12 protein-coding genes and 1 pseudogene are annotated in these 15,327 nt (G+C 61.2%); 5 read left to right on the top strand and 8 right to left on the bottom strand.

Features of this window, described 5'->3' with window-relative positions:
* Window positions 1–6: 6 nt before the first annotated feature.
* From recO to lptF, 7 genes and pseudogenes are all read right to left on the bottom strand, one after another.
* Window positions 7–696 carry a DNA repair protein RecO gene (recO, locus tag AB4O22_RS02075; RefSeq protein WP_460095812.1) on the bottom strand — a complete coding sequence of 230 codons (690 nt, stop codon included), beginning with the start codon at window positions 694–696 and terminating at the stop codon, window positions 7–9.
* A 170-nt stretch (window positions 697–866) separates the two neighbouring features.
* The gene (gene era, locus AB4O22_RS02070; protein ID WP_003205264.1) at window positions 867–1,769 is read right to left on the bottom strand and encodes a GTPase Era; all 903 of its coding nucleotides are present in this window, start codon (window positions 1,767–1,769) and stop codon (window positions 867–869) included.
* Window positions 1,762–2,450: pseudogene (gene rnc / locus AB4O22_RS02065) on the bottom strand (ribonuclease III). Before rnc ends, era begins: the two are co-directional and overlap by 8 nt.
* A gap of 183 nt (window positions 2,451–2,633) precedes the next feature.
* On the bottom strand, window positions 2,634–3,488 hold the full coding sequence (gene lepB / locus AB4O22_RS02060; RefSeq protein ID WP_003205272.1) for a signal peptidase I: 855 nt from the start codon (window positions 3,486–3,488) through the stop codon (window positions 2,634–2,636).
* Window positions 3,489–3,493: 5 nt separating this feature from the next.
* Window positions 3,494–5,293, bottom strand: coding sequence for a translation elongation factor 4 (lepA, locus tag AB4O22_RS02055; RefSeq protein ID WP_003205274.1), 1,800 nt, complete (start codon window positions 5,291–5,293; stop codon window positions 3,494–3,496).
* Between the two features lie 198 nt (window positions 5,294–5,491).
* A complete protein-coding gene (lptG, locus tag AB4O22_RS02050) occupies window positions 5,492–6,553 on the bottom strand; it encodes an LPS export ABC transporter permease LptG (protein WP_057448993.1) in 1,062 nt (353 codons plus the stop codon).
* Window positions 6,546–7,667 carry an LPS export ABC transporter permease LptF gene (gene lptF / locus AB4O22_RS02045; protein ID WP_223470414.1) on the bottom strand — a complete coding sequence of 374 codons (1,122 nt, stop codon included), beginning with the start codon at window positions 7,665–7,667 and terminating at the stop codon, window positions 6,546–6,548. Before lptF ends, lptG begins: the two co-directional genes overlap by 8 nt.
* Window positions 7,668–7,980: 313 nt before the next feature.
* On the opposite strand from lptF, the gene AB4O22_RS02040 reads away from it, so the two are divergent.
* The 5 genes from AB4O22_RS02040 (at window position 7,981) to rlmF (ending at window position 14,705) form a co-directional block, all read left to right on the top strand.
* Window positions 7,981–9,471 (top strand): leucyl aminopeptidase, encoded by a 1,491-nt coding sequence (locus tag AB4O22_RS02040; protein WP_223470413.1) that lies wholly within the window; start codon window positions 7,981–7,983, stop codon window positions 9,469–9,471.
* A 60-nt stretch (window positions 9,472–9,531) separates the two neighbouring features.
* Window positions 9,532–9,960, top strand: a complete 429-nt coding sequence (locus tag AB4O22_RS02035; protein WP_003205282.1) for a DNA polymerase III subunit chi — start codon at window positions 9,532–9,534, stop codon at window positions 9,958–9,960.
* An 8-nt stretch (window positions 9,961–9,968) separates the two neighbouring features.
* Window positions 9,969–10,334 (top strand): hypothetical protein, encoded by a 366-nt coding sequence (locus AB4O22_RS02030; RefSeq protein ID WP_027911412.1) that lies wholly within the window; start codon window positions 9,969–9,971, stop codon window positions 10,332–10,334.
* Between the two features lie 241 nt (window positions 10,335–10,575).
* Complete coding sequence (locus AB4O22_RS02025) at window positions 10,576–13,422, top strand: valine--tRNA ligase (RefSeq protein ID WP_003205286.1); 2,847 nt, start codon at window positions 10,576–10,578, stop codon at window positions 13,420–13,422.
* A 257-nt stretch (window positions 13,423–13,679) separates the two neighbouring features.
* A complete protein-coding gene (gene rlmF, locus AB4O22_RS02020; protein ID WP_460095811.1) occupies window positions 13,680–14,705 on the top strand; it encodes a 23S rRNA (adenine(1618)-N(6))-methyltransferase RlmF in 1,026 nt (341 codons plus the stop codon).
* Window positions 14,706–14,785: 80 nt separating this feature from the next.
* On the opposite strand, the gene AB4O22_RS02015 is transcribed toward rlmF, so the two are convergent.
* Window positions 14,786–15,067, bottom strand: coding sequence for an HU family DNA-binding protein (locus AB4O22_RS02015; protein WP_003205289.1), 282 nt, complete (start codon window positions 15,065–15,067; stop codon window positions 14,786–14,788).
* Window positions 15,068–15,327: the final 260 nt, after the last annotated feature.

Below are 15,327 nucleotides of genomic sequence, written 5' to 3'. Positions count from 1 at the left end.
GGTTGATCAGGGCTTGCGAAACAACTCGCGACTGACCAGTGGCCGTCCGCCCAGATGCACAGCCAGGGCCTGGCGCATCAGCCGCTTGGCTGCCGACAAGGCGCCCGGCGCACTCCAGTCGGCCTTGGCCATGGCCAGCAGCTCGGCACCGTTGAACAACCCCGGTTGCAGCAGGTAGACCTGCTCCAGGCCGGCATCCACCTGCAAGCGGTACAGGCCATCGGCGGCGATGGGTTCGCCGTGCAGGTCAGTGTTCAGGGCGAAGCCATAGCCCAGGTCATCCAGCAGTCGCCATTCGAAGGAGCGCAGCAGCGGCTCCAGCGGCCGACCTTCAGCCAGCGCCAGCAGCGTGGCGGCGTAGTGGTCGAAGACGGCCGGGTGGGGATCTTCGGCGGGCAGCAGGCGGATCAGCAGTTCATTGAGGTACAGGCCGCTGAACAGCGCCTCACCATTGAGCCACGCCGCAACGCCATTGCTTTCCATGCGCCCGACATTTTTCAACTCGCCCCGGCCACGGAACTCGACTTCCAGCGGCACGAACGGCCGCGCCAACGTCCCGGCCTTGCCCCGCGCCCCACGCAACACCGCCCGCAGCCGCCCTTGCGGCGTGAGGAAGTCCACCAGGGCGCTGCTTTCGCGGTAGGCGCGACTGTGGAGGACGTAGGCGGATTGGCCGGTGGGTTGGGTTGGGGGCATGGGAATCAGAGTTCTCAATGAGTAATGCGATTTTACTGACAACCACAAACCACTGTGGGAGCGAGCCTGCTCGCGATGAGGGACTGGTATTCAACAGGGATGTTGACTGACAGACCGCTATCGCGAGCAGGCTCGCTCCCACAGTGGAATTCATGCACTCAAGTAAACGATTACAGGTCGCCGTAACCCAACGAACGCAATGCCCGCTCGTCATCGGACCAGCCACCCTTCACCTTGACCCACAGGTTGAGCATGATCTTGGAGTCGAACAGCAGCTCCATGTCCTTGCGCGCCTCGGTGCCGATGCGCTTGATGCGCTCGCCCTTGTCGCCAATGATGATTTTCTTCTGGCCGTCACGTTCGACGAGGATCAACGCATGAATGTGCAGGGTCTTCCCCTGTTGCTTGAACTCTTCGATCTCGACCGTGATCTGGTAGGGCAGCTCGGCGCCCATCTGACGCATGATTTTCTCACGCACCAGCTCGGCAGCGAGGAAACGGCTGCTGCGGTCGGTGATCTGGTCTTCGGGGAAGAAATGATCGTTTTCCGGCAGGTGTTCGGCAATCACCCGCTCCAGCGCGTCGAGGTTATGGCCGTGCTGGGCAGAGATCGGGATGATCTGGGCGTTCGGCAACTGTTCCTGCAACCAGGTCAGGTGCGGCATCAGTTCAGCCTTGTCTTCGATGCGATCGGTCTTGTTCAGCGCCACGATCAAGGGACCCGTCACGTACTGAACGCGTTCCAGGACCATCTGGTCTTCTTCGGTCCACTTGGTGCGGTCGACCACGAAGATCACCACGTCGACGTCTTTCAATGCCGCCGAGGCAGTCTTGTTCATGTAGCGGTTCAGGGCCTTTTCGCCGCCCTTGTGCATGCCCGGGGTGTCGACGTAGATCGCCTGCACGGCGCCTTCGGTCTTGATGCCCAGCATGTTGTGACGGGTGGTCTGGGGCTTTCGCGAAGTGATTGCCAGCTTCTGGCCCAGGATGTGGTTCAGCAGCGTGGACTTGCCCACGTTCGGCCGACCGACAATGGCGACATAGCCGCAGCGGGTGACGGTTGTATCAGTCATTGCCATTCTCCACACCCAGGGCAATCAGTGCTGCGGCGGCCGCTACCTGTTCGGCAATACGACGACTCACACCCTGACCCCGGCTTTTTTCATTCAATAGGACCACTTCGCATTCGACGAAGAAGGTACGGCAATGCGGCTCACCCTGGATATCCACGACTTCGTAGCGCGGTAGCTCGCAACTGCGCGATTGCAGGAACTCCTGCAAACGGGTCTTCGGGTCCTTGTTGGTGTCCACCAGCGTCAGGCTGTCGATCTCGGAGGTCAGCCAGGCCAGCACGCGTTCGCGCGCCATTTCCATGCCTGCATCCAGGTAGATCGCACCAATCAACGCTTCCAGGGCATCGGCCAGGATCGACTCGCGACGGAAACCGCCGCTTTTCAACTCACCAGAGCCCAGGCGCAGATAGTCGCCAAGGTCGAAACCACGGGCCAATACGGCCAGGGTCTCACCTTTACCAATCGTGCGCGCAAACGCGACAATTGGCCTTCGCGGGCCAGCGGGAAACGCTCGAACAGCGCCTCACCGGCCACGAAGTTGAGGATGGCATCACCGAGGAATTCCAGGCGTTCGTTGTTGCGCCCGGCAAAACTACGGTGAGTGAGGGCCAGGAGCATGAGGTCCTGGTCCTTGAAGGTGTAGCCGAGCTGACGCTCGAGACGGCTTAGAGAAACGCTCACGGTTTACCCACGCTGAGTTCGTGGCTGGATTCCACCGCCACGGCGGCAAGGCGCCGTTGGCTTGGGACAATTAACGCTGTGTTCAAAAATACGTCCTGACTATCGTTGGCTTCATGCCTTCGGGCAACCTTGCGCAGGCTCCAGAAAAGCATTCGGCGCTGTGTTCAACAGCGCCGTGTGTGATTACTTGATCAGGCCAACCCGCGAGAAATTCGGCAGGTGACTGAGTTTGGGTTCCGGCCAGCTCATCCAGACCGCAAAGGCCTTGCCGACGATGTTCCGGTCCGGGACCATGCCCAGCAGGTCCTTGGGAATGTTCGGATCATCCCAGTACCGGCTGTCGTTGGAGTTGTCGCGGTTGTCGCCCATCATGAAGTAGTGCCCCGCCGGCACGGTCCACGAATGGTCCGGCGTTGCGCGGTAGCGGCTCATTTCCTTGCGGATCAGGTGCTCGGCCTCGCCGAGTTTTTCCCGGTAGAGCTCGGCACTGCCCAGCGTACCCGGCTCGGAACCGAGCAACTGTTCGGCCACCGATTCGCCATTGACGAACAGGCGCTTGTCGGCGGTGTAGCGAACCGTGTCGCCCGGCAGGCCGACCACACGCTTGATGTAGTTGACGTTCGGGTCGCTCGGGAAGCGGAACACCATGACATCGCCGCGTTGCGGGTCACCGACTTCGATGACCTTCTTGTCGATCACCGGCAGGCGGATCCCGTAGGAGAACTTGTTCACCAGGATGAAATCGCCCACGTCCAGGGTCGGCTTCATCGAGCCGGACGGGATCTGGAACGGCTCCACCAGGAACGAGCGCAGCACCAGCACGATGAACAGCACCGGGAAGAACGACTTGCCGTACTCGACCAGCAGCGGTTCCTTGTTGAGCTTTTCGACCACCACACCATCAGGCTGGCTGACGCTGCCCTGATAAGAGGCGATGGCCGCCCGGCGCCGAGGCGCCAGGAACAACAGATCAAGCAACGCCAACAGGCCGCAGACAAACACGGCGATAACCAGCAACAGCGGGAAATTTAGCGACATAGGACCTAACTATCCAACCTGAGCACCGCAAGGAAGGCTTCTTGTGGAATTTCCACGTTACCGACCTGCTTCATGCGTTTTTTACCGGCCTTCTGCTTTTCCAACAGCTTGCGCTTACGGCTGACGTCGCCACCGTAGCATTTGGCCAATACGTTCTTTCTGAGCGCCTTGACGGTTGTACGCGCCACAATCTGCCCGCCAATGGCGGCCTGGATTGCCACATCGAACATCTGCCGCGGAATCAGTTCCTTCATCTTCTCGGTCAATGCACGACCTTTGTAGTGCGCGTTGTCACGGTGCACGATCAATGCCAGGGCATCGACTTTCTCACCGTTGATCAGCACATCCAGCTTCACCAGATTAGCCGATTGGTAACGATCGAAATGATAGTCCAGCGAAGCATAGCCGCGACTGGTGGATTTGAGGCGGTCGAAGAAGTCCAGTACCACCTCGTTCATCGGCAGGTCGTAGGTCACCTGGACCTGCGTGCCGAGGAACAGCATGTCGTGTTGTACGCCACGCTTCTCGATGCACAACGTAATGACGTTGCCCAGGTGCTCCTGAGGCACAAGGATGTTGGCCCGCACGATCGGCTCGCGCATGTCTTCGATGGCCGACAGGTCCGGCAGCTTGGACGGGTTGTCGACGTAGATGGTCTCGCCGTTCTTGAGCAACAGCTCGAAAATAACCGTCGGCGCCGTGGTGATCAGGTCCAGGTCGTACTCGCGCTCCAGGCGCTCCTGGATGATTTCCATGTGCAACATGCCCAGGAACCCGCAACGGAAGCCGAAGCCCAGGGCATCGGAGCTTTCCGGGGTGTATTGCAGGGACGAGTCGTTCAGGGTCAGCTTTTGCAGGGCTTCGCGGAAATCCTCGAAATCGTCGGAGCTGACCGGGAACAGGCCGGCATAGACCTGTGGCTGGATGCGTTTGAAACCTGGCAGCACATCGACATCAGGGGTAGAGCTCAAGGTCAGGGTGTCGCCGACCGGCGCCCCGTGGATGTCCTTGATGCCGGCGATGATGAAGCCCACTTCACCGGCCTTCAGGTCTACGGTGGCGGTGTGTTTCGGGTTGAATACACCGACGCTGTCCACCAGGTGGATCTTGCCGGTGGACTTGACCAGGATCTTGTCGCCCTTTTTCACGCGGCCATGGCGCACGCGAACCAGGGAAACCACGCCCAGGTAGTTGTCGAACCAGGAGTCGATGATCAACGCTTGCAGCGGATCCTCGATGTTGCCGGTCGGCGCGGGAATGGTGTGCACCAGGCGCTCGAGCACTTCGTCCACGCCCAGGCCGGTCTTGGCACTGCAGGTGACCGCGTCGGTGGCGTCAATGCCGATGATTTTCTCGATTTCTTCCTTCACGCGGTCCGGATCGGCCTGGGGCAGGTCGATCTTGTTCAGCACCGGCATGACTTCCAGGCCCTGCTCGATGGCCGTATAGCAGTTGGCAACCGACTGGGCTTCGACGCCCTGGCCAGCATCGACCACCAGCAGCGCACCTTCACAGGCCGCCAACGACCGGCTGACTTCATAGGTGAAGTCGACGTGGCCCGGGGTATCGATGAAGTTCAACTGATAGGTGATGCCGTCGCGGGCCTTGTAGTAGAGGGTAACGCTGTGGGCCTTGATGGTGATCCCGCGTTCACGCTCCAGGTCCATGGAGTCCAGGACCTGGGCTTCCATTTCACGCTCGGCCAGGCCGCCGCACATCTGGATGAAGCGATCGGCCAGCGTCGACTTGCCATGGTCAATGTGGGCGATGATGGAGAAATTGCGGATATGACTCAAATCACTCACGGATCAACACTCAAAAAGGCTGCAGGCATAGCCCGCCGAAAAATAGCCGGGAATTGTACCTGATACACCGCGCAAGTGGGAGCAAAGCTTGCTCGCGAAACAGCCACCTCGATCTATGAAAGACCACAGGGCCTTCATCGCGGGCAAGCCTTGCTCCCACACAGCCTTGCTCCCACAGCCCCCTCGCTACACGAGCAATCAACCGGCCCGACGCAACAGCCAGAGCCCGGCCAACGCGCAGATACCGGCCGGCACCAGCACCGCAAACAACGGCGAGAAGCCGAACACCAGGCTCGACGGCCCCAGCAGATCCTGGGCAATGCGGAAAGTGAAGCCCACCAGCACGCCGGTAAACACCCGCTGGCCAAGGGTCACCGAACGCAGCGGGCCGAAAATGAAGGAAATCGCCATCAACACCAGGGCGGCGGTGACCAACGGTTGCAACACCTTGACCCAAAAAGCCAGCCAGTAGCGACCGTTATTCAAGCCCTGGTCCGCCAGGTAGTGGATATACCCCCACAAGCCGGTAATCGACAGCGATTCAGGCGCCATCACCACGGTGCTGAGCAACTGCGGGCTGATCGACACGTCCCAACGCTCCTGCGGGGCGGCGACCACCTCGGTGCGCTTGTCATGGAACAAGGTGGTCGTGACATCGCTCAGCTGCCAGTGGTCCTCGGCGAAATTGGCGCGCTTGGCAAAGCTCGACGACAGCATGTGCCGCTGGTCGTCGAAGCGATAACGGGTCACGCCGTACAGAATGCCGTTGGGCTGGACCGAGTTGATGTGGATGAATTCGTCGCCCTGGCGGTGCCACAGGCCGTGCTTGGCGCTTTGCGCATCGCCGCCACCCTGGGCCAGGGAACGATTGGCCTGGGCAGTATTTTCGGTGGCTGGGGCGATGTATTCGCCGATCAACACACCCACCAGCATCAACACCAGCATGGGCTTCATCACCGCCCAGACGATCCGACCAATGGACACGCCGGCGGCGCGCATGATGGTCAGTTCGCTATTGCTGGCCAGGCTGCCCAGGCCGATCAGGCAACCGATCAGCGCCGCCATCGGCAACATGTCGTACAGCCGCCGAGGCGCGGTCAGCAGCACGTAGCTCATGACGTCCATCAGGGTATAAGTGTCGCTGACGTCGCTCATTTCATCGATGAAGGCAAACAGGGTCGCCAGGCCGAGAATGATCCCCAGCACCGCGAGGATCGCCATGAACACGCTGCTGCCGATGTAGCGATCGAGTTTAACCACGGGCCACCTCCAGCGCGCTGCGACGACTGGCCAGCTTCAGGCGTAGCGGCTCCCAATAGAGCAACCCCAGGCCGATGACCAGGAAGATCGAGTGCACCCACCACAGGCCCAGGGCTGGCGGGATCTTGCCTTTCTCCAGCGCACTGCGGGCGGAAATCAGGATGGTCAGGTAAGCCATATAGAGAAGAATCGCCGGCAGCAGCTTGAGGAAACGCCCCTGGCGCGGATTGACCCGCGACAGCGGGACCGCCATGAGGGTCACGATGAATACCAGCAGCGGCAAGGACAGGCGCCATTGCAGCTCGGTACGGGCACGAATGTCGTCGTTGCCCAGCAGGCTGGCGGTGGGCATCGCGTCGCGGTCAGTGACTTCGTCGCTGACCTCGGGCTTGGGCAACAGCACGCCATAGGTGTCGTACTGGATGGCCCGGTAATCGGCCTGCCCCGGCTTGCCGTCATAGCGATAGCCGTTTTCCAGGATCAGGTAGCGGTTGCCGTCGGGATTGATTTCCTGCCGGCCCTTCTCGGCCACCAGCACGGAAATGCCACGGTCCTTCTTGGTATCCGAAGACAGGTTCTTTTGTGTAATGAAGACGCCGGCCAGGTCGATCCGATCGTCCGAGAGCTGTTCGGTGTAAGTCACCCGCGTACCGTCGCGCAGGGCCTGGAAACGCCCCGGCACCAAGGTGTCGAACTCAGTCATGGCGTCCTGCTGGTTGATCAGCAGTTGGAACTGGTTGGCGCCCTGGGGTGCCAGGCTCAGGCTCAGCCAGGCCACCACCAGCGCCACCAACGTGGCCGGGAACAGCGTCATGCGAAACAGTCGTTGTTGGCTCATGCCGGTGGCCGACAGCACGGTCATTTCGCTGTCCAGGTACAAGCGCCCGTAGGCCAGCAGGATGCCGAGGAACAACCCCAGCGGCAGGATCAATTGCAGGAAGCCCGGCAGGCGGAACCCCATGATCAGGAACAGCGAGCCCGGGTCCAGGGCACCGGAGGCCGCCTGGGCGAGGTATTTGATGAAGCGTCCGCTCATGATGATGACCAGCAGCACGGCGCTGACGGCACTCAAGGTCAATAAGACTTCGCGGGATAGATAACGAAAGACGATCAAACCAGACACTCCAGGGTTGTCAGGCTAAGGCGGCCAAACAAGCAAACGTATCGAGTCGGCGCGCCAACGCGAGCCGCCGAAAAAAGAGCCGCATTATCCTGTGATTGGAGGCGCCTGTCACTTCGCACGCTTTAAGCCGGTGCTTAAAGCCAAAAGTTAGCGCCGTCGAGGGTTGTCAGGCTCGGGCGCCGGGGTTCAAACTGCGGCCTTTGTCGCCGGCAAGCACCGGCGCTTCTTTTATATAGAAGAAGCTCGCTCAGCGCGCCACCGTCTCGGCGCCTGGCCTCTTGACCATTGACTCAGGGATCCGGACATGGAACTGGTTGTAAAAAGCGTCAGCCCAGAAACGTTGAAAACCGCCACACTGGTAGTCGCCGTCGGTGAAAACCGCAAGCTTGGCGTGGTCGCCACCCAGCTCGATACCCTGAGCGGCGGGGCCATCAGCGCCGTACTCAAGCGCGGCGACCTGGCCGGCAAGGTCGGCCAGAGCCTGTTGCTGCAAAACCTGCCCAACCTCAAGGCCGAGCGCGTGCTGCTGGTGGGCGTGGGCAAGGACGCTGAACTGGGCGACCGTCCATTCCGTAAAATCATTGCTGGCGTGCTGGGTACCCTCAAGGGCCTTGGCGGCGCTGATGCCACCCTGGCGCTGGACGAGTTGGTGATCAAGGGCCGCGACAGCTACGGCAAGAACCGCTTGCTGGCCGAAACCCTGGTGGACGGCGAATACCAGTTCGACCAGTTCAAGAGCCAGAAAGCCGAACCCCGCGCCCTGAAAAAAATCACCCTGCTGACCATCAAGGCTGCCCAGGCTGAAGTCCAGCGTGCCGTGACCCACGCCACCGCGATTGCCAACGGCATGGCGTTCACCCGCGACCTGGGCAACCTGCCGCCGAACATCTGCCACCCAACGTTCCTCGGCGAACAAGCCAAGGCACTGGGCAAGGAGTTCAAGGGCCTGAAGGTCGAGGTCTTCGACGAGAAGAAGATCAAGGACCTGGGCATGGGTTCGTTCTATTCCGTCGGCCAGGGCAGCGCCCAACCTCCGCGCCTGATCGTCATGCAATACAACGGCGGCAAGAAATCCGAGAAGCCGTACGCACTGGTCGGCAAGGGCATCACCTTCGACACCGGCGGCATCAGCCTCAAGCCGGGCGCGGGCATGGATGAGATGAAGTACGACATGGGCGGCGCCGCAAGCGTGTTCGGCACCCTGCGCGCGGTGCTCGAATTGCAACTGCCGATCAACCTGGTGTGCATCCTGGCCTGCGCCGAGAACATGCCCAGCGGTACGGCCTCGCGTCCGGGCGACATCGTCACCACCATGAGCGGCCAGACCGTGGAAATCCTCAACACCGACGCCGAAGGCCGCCTGGTGCTGTGCGACGCCCTCACCTACTCCGAGCGCTTCAAGCCGCAAGCGGTGATCGACATCGCGACCCTGACCGGCGCCTGCATCGTCGCCCTCGGTTCCCACACCTCGGGCCTGCTGGGCAACAACGATGAGCTGATCGGCCAACTGCTCAGCGCCGGCCAACAGGCCGACGACCGCGCCTGGCAGTTGCCACTGTTCGACGAGTACCAGGAACAACTGGACAGCCCGTTCGCCGACATCGCCAACATCGGCGGCCCGAAAGCCGGGACCATCACCGCAGCCTGCTTCCTGTCGCGCTTTACCAAGAACCTGAACTGGGCGCACCTGGACATCGCCGGCACGGCGTGGACCAGCGGCGGTAAGGACAAGGGCGCCACCGGTCGTCCGGTGCCCCTGCTGACCCAGTACCTGCTGGACCGCGCCAAGGCCTGACACCAATGACCGTCGCTGGCGTCGCCCTCGGGTGGCGCCAGCGGCGGCTCAGGAACCGCAATGACCAAAGTCGATTTCTATATCCTGCCCAGCGCCGATCCGTCGGCGCGGCTGGATTTCGCCTGCAAGCTCGTTGAAAAAGCCTGGCGCATGGGGCACCGCATCTACCTGCATTGCAGTGATGCCGCCCAGCGCGAGGACCTGGACGCACGCCTGTGGGCCTTCAAAGGCGAGAGCTTCGTGCCCCACGGCCCGGCCGAGAGCGAACCCGAAGGGTTGATCGTGCTGGGGCTGGGGGATGACTGCGGCCAGCACCAGGACCTGCTCGTCAACCTCGACCTGAAAGTACCGGCCTTTGCCCAGCGCTTCGCCCGTGTGGCGGAAGTGGTGGTCGAAGACCCGGCCATCCGACAAGCCGCGCGGGAGAGTTTCCGTTTCTACCGCGAACAGGGCTATCCTCTGCAAGACCACCGTTTACAGCGACTCTGAGCCCTACGATGGACACTCCAAAACCGCCACAAAAACCCGCGCACCTGCTGGATGACCTCGAGTCGATCCGCCAACTGCTCGGCGACGACAACCTGCAACCGCCGCTGCTGACCGACACGGTCGTGCACGAGCCGGTGCATGATGAACAGATCCCCCTGCTGTTCGACCCGATCAACGGCCAGCCGGAACCCAAGCCTGCCGCCAAGACCGAAGCCAAAGGGCCCGACGCCCTGCTGCACCTGGACCGCGAACTGCGCGCTGCGGCGCAGTTGATCATGCAGGACGTCATCGACGACTTCGCCCCGCACATCGAGACCGAGATCAAGCGTCGGCTGGATGCGCGGATGGAGCGGTTGCTGAGCCAGTACGAGTAACCCCGAGATTTACTGACTACCGAACACCTTGTGGGAGCGAGCTTGCTCGCGATAGCAGTGTGTCAGTCAACATCAATGTTGCTGATCTACCGCTATCGCGAGCAAGCTCGCTCCCTCATTGTTCGGTTGCGCCCACAAGCCATCTGCCAAGCTTCCAGCTTGCTGCATGTGGCTTGCACCAGCCCCGCCCGCTATACTTCCCGGCTTTTCCTGAATAAATGCCAATAGGGTCCCGCCGCGCATGGATAAGACCTACCAGCCGCACGCCATTGAAACTTCCTGGTACAACACCTGGGAGTCCGAGAATTATTTCGCTCCGCAAGGCGCGGGCGATTCCTACACCATCATGATCCCGCCGCCGAACGTCACCGGCAGCCTGCACATGGGCCACGGTTTCAACAACGCGATCATGGATGCGCTGATCCGTTTCCGGCGCATGCAAGGTCGCAACACCTTGTGGCAGCCGGGCACCGACCACGCCGGTATCGCCACGCAGATGCTGGTGGAGCGCCGCCTCGAAGCCCAGGGCCAGAATCGCCATGACCTGGGCCGCGAGAAATTCCTCGAGAAAGTCTGGGAATGGAAAGACGAGTCCGGCGGCAACATCAGCCGCCAGATCCGTCGCCTCGGCTCGTCCGTGGACTGGAGCCGCGAGCGCTTCACCATGGACGACGGTCTTTCGGAAGCGGTGAAGGAAGCCTTCGTGCGCCTGCATGAGGACGGGCTGATCTATCGCGGCAAGCGCCTGGTCAACTGGGACACCAAGTTGCACACGGCCATTTCCGACCTCGAGGTGGAGAACCATGACGAGAAAGGTTTCCTGTGGAACCTGAAGTACCCACTGGCCGACGGCGCCAAGACCGCCGAAGGCAAGGATTACCTGATCGTCGCCACCACGCGTCCGGAAACCATGCTGGGCGACTCCGCCGTGGCGGTGAACCCGAACGATGAACGCTACCAGGCGCTGATCGGCAAGTTCGTCGAACTGCCCCTGGTTGGCCGCCGTATCCCGATCATCGGCGACGACTACTGCGACCCTGAATTCGGCACCGGCTGCGTGAAAATCACCCCGGCCCACGACTTCAACGACTACGAAGTCGGCAAACGCCACAACCTGCCGCTGCTGAACATCTTCGACAAGAACGCCAACATATTGCCGGCAGCCCAGGCGTTCAACCTCGACGGCACGCTGAACGAAAGCGTCGACGGCCAGATCCCGGCCGAATACGCAGGCCTGGACCGCTTCGAAGCACGCAAGCAGATCGTCGCGGCGTTCGATGCCGCCGGCCTGCTGGTCAGCGTCGACGACCATGCCCTGAAAGTCCCGAAAGGCGACCGCTCCGGCACCATCATCGAACCGTGGTTGACCGACCAGTGGTACGTATCCACCAAGCCGCTGGCCGAGCCTGCGATTGCCGCCGTGGAAGACGGCCGCATCCAGTTCGTGCCCAAGCAATACGAAAACATGTACTTCTCGTGGATGCGCGACATCCAGGATTGGTGCATCAGCCGTCAACTGTGGTGGGGCCATCGCATTCCGGCCTGGTACGACGAGTCGGGCAAGGTCTATGTCGGCCGTGATGAAGCCGAAGTCCGCGCCAAGCACAACCTCGGCCCGGACGTGGCGCTGCAACAGGACAACGACGTCCTCGACACCTGGTTCAGCTCCGGCCTGTGGACCTTCTCCACCCTGGGCTGGCCGCAGCAGACCGAATTCCTGAAGAAATTCCACTCCACCGACGTCCTGGTCACCGGCTTCGACATCATTTTCTTCTGGGTCGCCCGGATGATCATGTTGACCATGCACCTGGTGAAGAACGAAGACGGCACTCCGCAAGTGCCGTTCAAGACCGTCTACGTCCACGGCCTGGTGCGCGACGGCCAGGGCCAGAAGATGTCCAAGTCCAAGGGCAACGTCCTGGACCCGCTGGACATCATCGATGGCATCGACCTGGAAACCCTGGTGCAGAAACGCACCTCCGGCCTGATGCAGCCGAAACTGGCGAAGCAGATCGAGAAAGCCACCCGCGAAGAATTCGCCGAGGGCATCGCCAGCTACGGCACCGACGCCCTGCGCTTCACCTTCTGCTCGCTGGCGTCCACCGGTCGCGACATCAAGTTCGACATGGGCCGCGTCGAAGGCTATCGCAATTTCTGCAACAAGATCTGGAACGCCGCGCGCTACGTGCTGGATAAAGGCGAAGACTGCGGCCAGAACGGCGAAGCCTTTGAGCTGACCCTGGCCGATCGCTGGATCATTTCGCAGTTGCAGCGCACCGAAGCCGAAGTGACCCGCCAGCTCGATCAGTTCCGTTTCGACCTGGCCGCACAAGCCTTGTACGAGTTCATCTGGAACCAGTATTGCGACTGGTACCTGGAACTGTCCAAGCCTGTGCTGTGGGACGAAAACGCACCGGTCGAACGCCAGCGCGGCACCCGTCGCACCCTGGTGCGCGTGCTGGAAGTGGCCCTGCGCCTGGCGCATCCGTTCATGCCGTTCATTACCGAGGAAATCTGGCAGCGCATCGCACCGCTGGCAGGCGCCCAAGGCAAGACGATCATGCTGCAACCGTGGCCGGTGGCCAACGAAAGCCGCATCGATCCGGCGGCCGAAGACGACATCGAGTGGCTCAAGACCTTCATGCTGGGCCTGCGTAACATCCGCGCCGAAATGAACATCGGCCCGGGCAAGCCACTGGCCCTGTTCCTGAAGAACGCCAGCGCCGAAGACCTGCGCCGTCTCAACGAAAACGAGGCGTTGCTCAAGAAACTGGCGAAGCTTGAATCGGTGACGGTCCTGGCAGCCGGCGAAGAAGCACCACTGTCGGCCACCGCCCTGGTTGGCGAGATGGAAGTGCTGGTGCCGATGGCGGGCCTGATCGACAAGGCCGCGGAACTGGCGCGCCTGGACAAGGAAATCCTGCGCCTCAAAGGCGAAGTGCAGCGGGTCGGTGGCAAGCTGTCCAACGCAGGCTTCGTCGACAAGGCGCCGGCCGAAGTCATCGAGAAGGAACGGGCCAAACTGGCCGAGGCGGAACAGGCCTTGGGCAAGCTGGCCGAGCAGCACGCGCGGATCGCCAGCCTGTAACAGCGGTTCGCAATGAAAAGGGAGGTCCAGTTGGACCTCCTTTTTCATGCCTGTCACTTTCCTTTTCAGGTATCGCAAAACCCATGTGGGAGCGAGCTTGCTCGCGATAGCGGCGGGTCAGCCAACCCATATGCCAACTGACACACTGCTATCGCGAGCAAGCTCGCTCCCACATTTAAACCGTGCAGTCATCAAGACCGGGCCGGATGTGGGACAATGCCCGCCACTTTTTGAGCCATCCCCGAATCGACTCGCCCATGACCGCCCCCCGCACACCCAAACCTGCCCGCCAGAAGCCCAAGTCCGCCCCAGAGGCTAAAACCGTGGCGCCGCGTGAGAAGGCCAGCCTGCATCCGCGCAACCGCCACCAGGGCCGCTACGACTTCCCAGCGTTGATCAAGAGCACGCCGGAACTGGCAAAGTTCGTGATCATCAACCCCTACGGCAAGGAAAGCATCGACTTTGCCAGCCCTGAGGCCGTGCGAGTGTTCAACCGGGCATTGCTCAAAGCTTTCTATGGCATCGCCCACTGGGATATCCCGGCCGACTACCTGTGCCCACCGGTGCCAGGTCGGGCGGACTATGTACACTTCCTCGCCGATTTGCTCGCCAGCCACAACGAAGGTGAAATCCCCCGCGGGGCGGCGGTCAAGGTGCTGGACATCGGCACCGGCGCCAACTGTGTTTATCCATTGATCGGCTACAGCGACTACCGCTGGCACTTCCTCGGTTCGGAGATCGATCCGACGGCCATCGCCTCGGCCAAGGCCATCGTCCAGTCCAATGGCTTGAACAAAGCCATCCAGTTGCGCCAGCAAGCCAACCGCAAGCAGATTCTCCTGGGCCTGCTGGACGACACCGAACGTTTCGACCTGACGATGTGCAACCCGCCGTTCCACGCCTCCCTGGAGGAAGCCACCAAGGGCAGCCAGCGCAAGTGGCGGGCACTGGGCAAGGCCGATCCGAAGCGCAAGCTGCCGGTGCTGAATTTCGGCGGCCAGGCTGCGGAGTTGTGGTGCGAGGGTGGGGAAGCCCGGTTCGTGACGCAACTGATCGGCGAAAGCGCGCAGCTGGCCGGGCAAGTGCTGTGGTTCAGCACTCTGGTGTCGAAGGCGTCGAACCTGCCGGCGATTCAAACCGCGCTGAAAAAGGCCGGGGCGCTGCACAGCCAGGTGGTGGAGATGTCCCAGGGTCAGAAGCAGAGTCGTTTCGTGGCCTGGACCTTCCAGACCGAGGCGCAGCAACAGGCTTGGCGCAAGTCGCGTTGGGTTCGCAAGGATTAGAAAGACACCTACGGGTGATTTTCAAGGCAATAAAAAACCGTGCCCGGATCGCTCCGAGGCACGGTTTTTTTATTGCGGTCTTACTTGTTGACCGCGTCGGTCAGGCCTTTGGCCACAACCAGCTTGATCACTTTCTTGGCAGCGATTTCGATGGCAGCGCCAGTCGAAGGGTTGCGGCCGGTACGGGCAGGACGCTCGGTGACTTTCAGCTTGCCAACACCTGGCAGAGTGATTTCGCCGCCATTTTCCAGCTGATCGGCAACGACTTGGCCCAGTTGGTCCAGCAGCGAACGCACGGTAGCTTTTGGTGCGTCTACAGATTCAGCCAAATCAGCGATCAGTTGGTCTTTAGTAAGAGCCATGTAGTGTTCCTTCCCTATCAAATTCATATGGATTGCAGAGTGCAGTGTCAGCCATCGAGCCCGATCTCTCTTGATCAGGCACCCTCGGCAATCACCGCGACGGATCGGGGTAATAGATGCCGAAAACCGGGATTGGTTCGACCTGACAGATGCTGAATGCACGCTTAACGCAGTGACTTCGCGTAAGACCGGGCAAAACTAGCACAACGCCTCTGAAATATCCGCCTCTAGCTACCCATTTGGTCAGCTTTCTTGCGCTA

It is taken from the genome of Pseudomonas sp. S3_B11, from assembly GCF_054667715.1.
The sequence above is the reverse complement of the archived record's forward strand: the minus strand, read 5'-3'. Positions and strand labels throughout refer to the sequence as shown.

What these genes read in the sequence shown, in the direction of transcription:
- recO (WP_460095812.1), bottom strand. Translation starts at nt 696, where the DNA reads ATGCCCCCAACCCAACCCACCGGCCAATCCGCCTACGTCCTCCACAGT.
- era (WP_003205264.1), bottom strand. Translation starts at nt 1,769, where the DNA reads ATGACTGATACAACCGTCACCCGCTGCGGCTATGTCGCCATTGTCGGT.
- lepB (WP_003205272.1), bottom strand. Translation starts at nt 3,488, where the DNA reads ATGTCGCTAAATTTCCCGCTGTTGCTGGTTATCGCCGTGTTTGTCTGC.
- AB4O22_RS02040 (WP_223470413.1), top strand. Translation starts at nt 7,981, where the DNA reads ATGGAACTGGTTGTAAAAAGCGTCAGCCCAGAAACGTTGAAAACCGCC.
- AB4O22_RS02035 (WP_003205282.1), top strand. Translation starts at nt 9,532, where the DNA reads ATGACCAAAGTCGATTTCTATATCCTGCCCAGCGCCGATCCGTCGGCG.
- AB4O22_RS02030 (WP_027911412.1), top strand. Translation starts at nt 9,969, where the DNA reads ATGGACACTCCAAAACCGCCACAAAAACCCGCGCACCTGCTGGATGAC.
- AB4O22_RS02025 (WP_003205286.1), top strand. Translation starts at nt 10,576, where the DNA reads ATGGATAAGACCTACCAGCCGCACGCCATTGAAACTTCCTGGTACAAC.
- rlmF (WP_460095811.1), top strand. Translation starts at nt 13,680, where the DNA reads ATGACCGCCCCCCGCACACCCAAACCTGCCCGCCAGAAGCCCAAGTCC.
- AB4O22_RS02015 (WP_003205289.1), bottom strand. Translation starts at nt 15,067, where the DNA reads ATGGCTCTTACTAAAGACCAACTGATCGCTGATTTGGCTGAATCTGTA.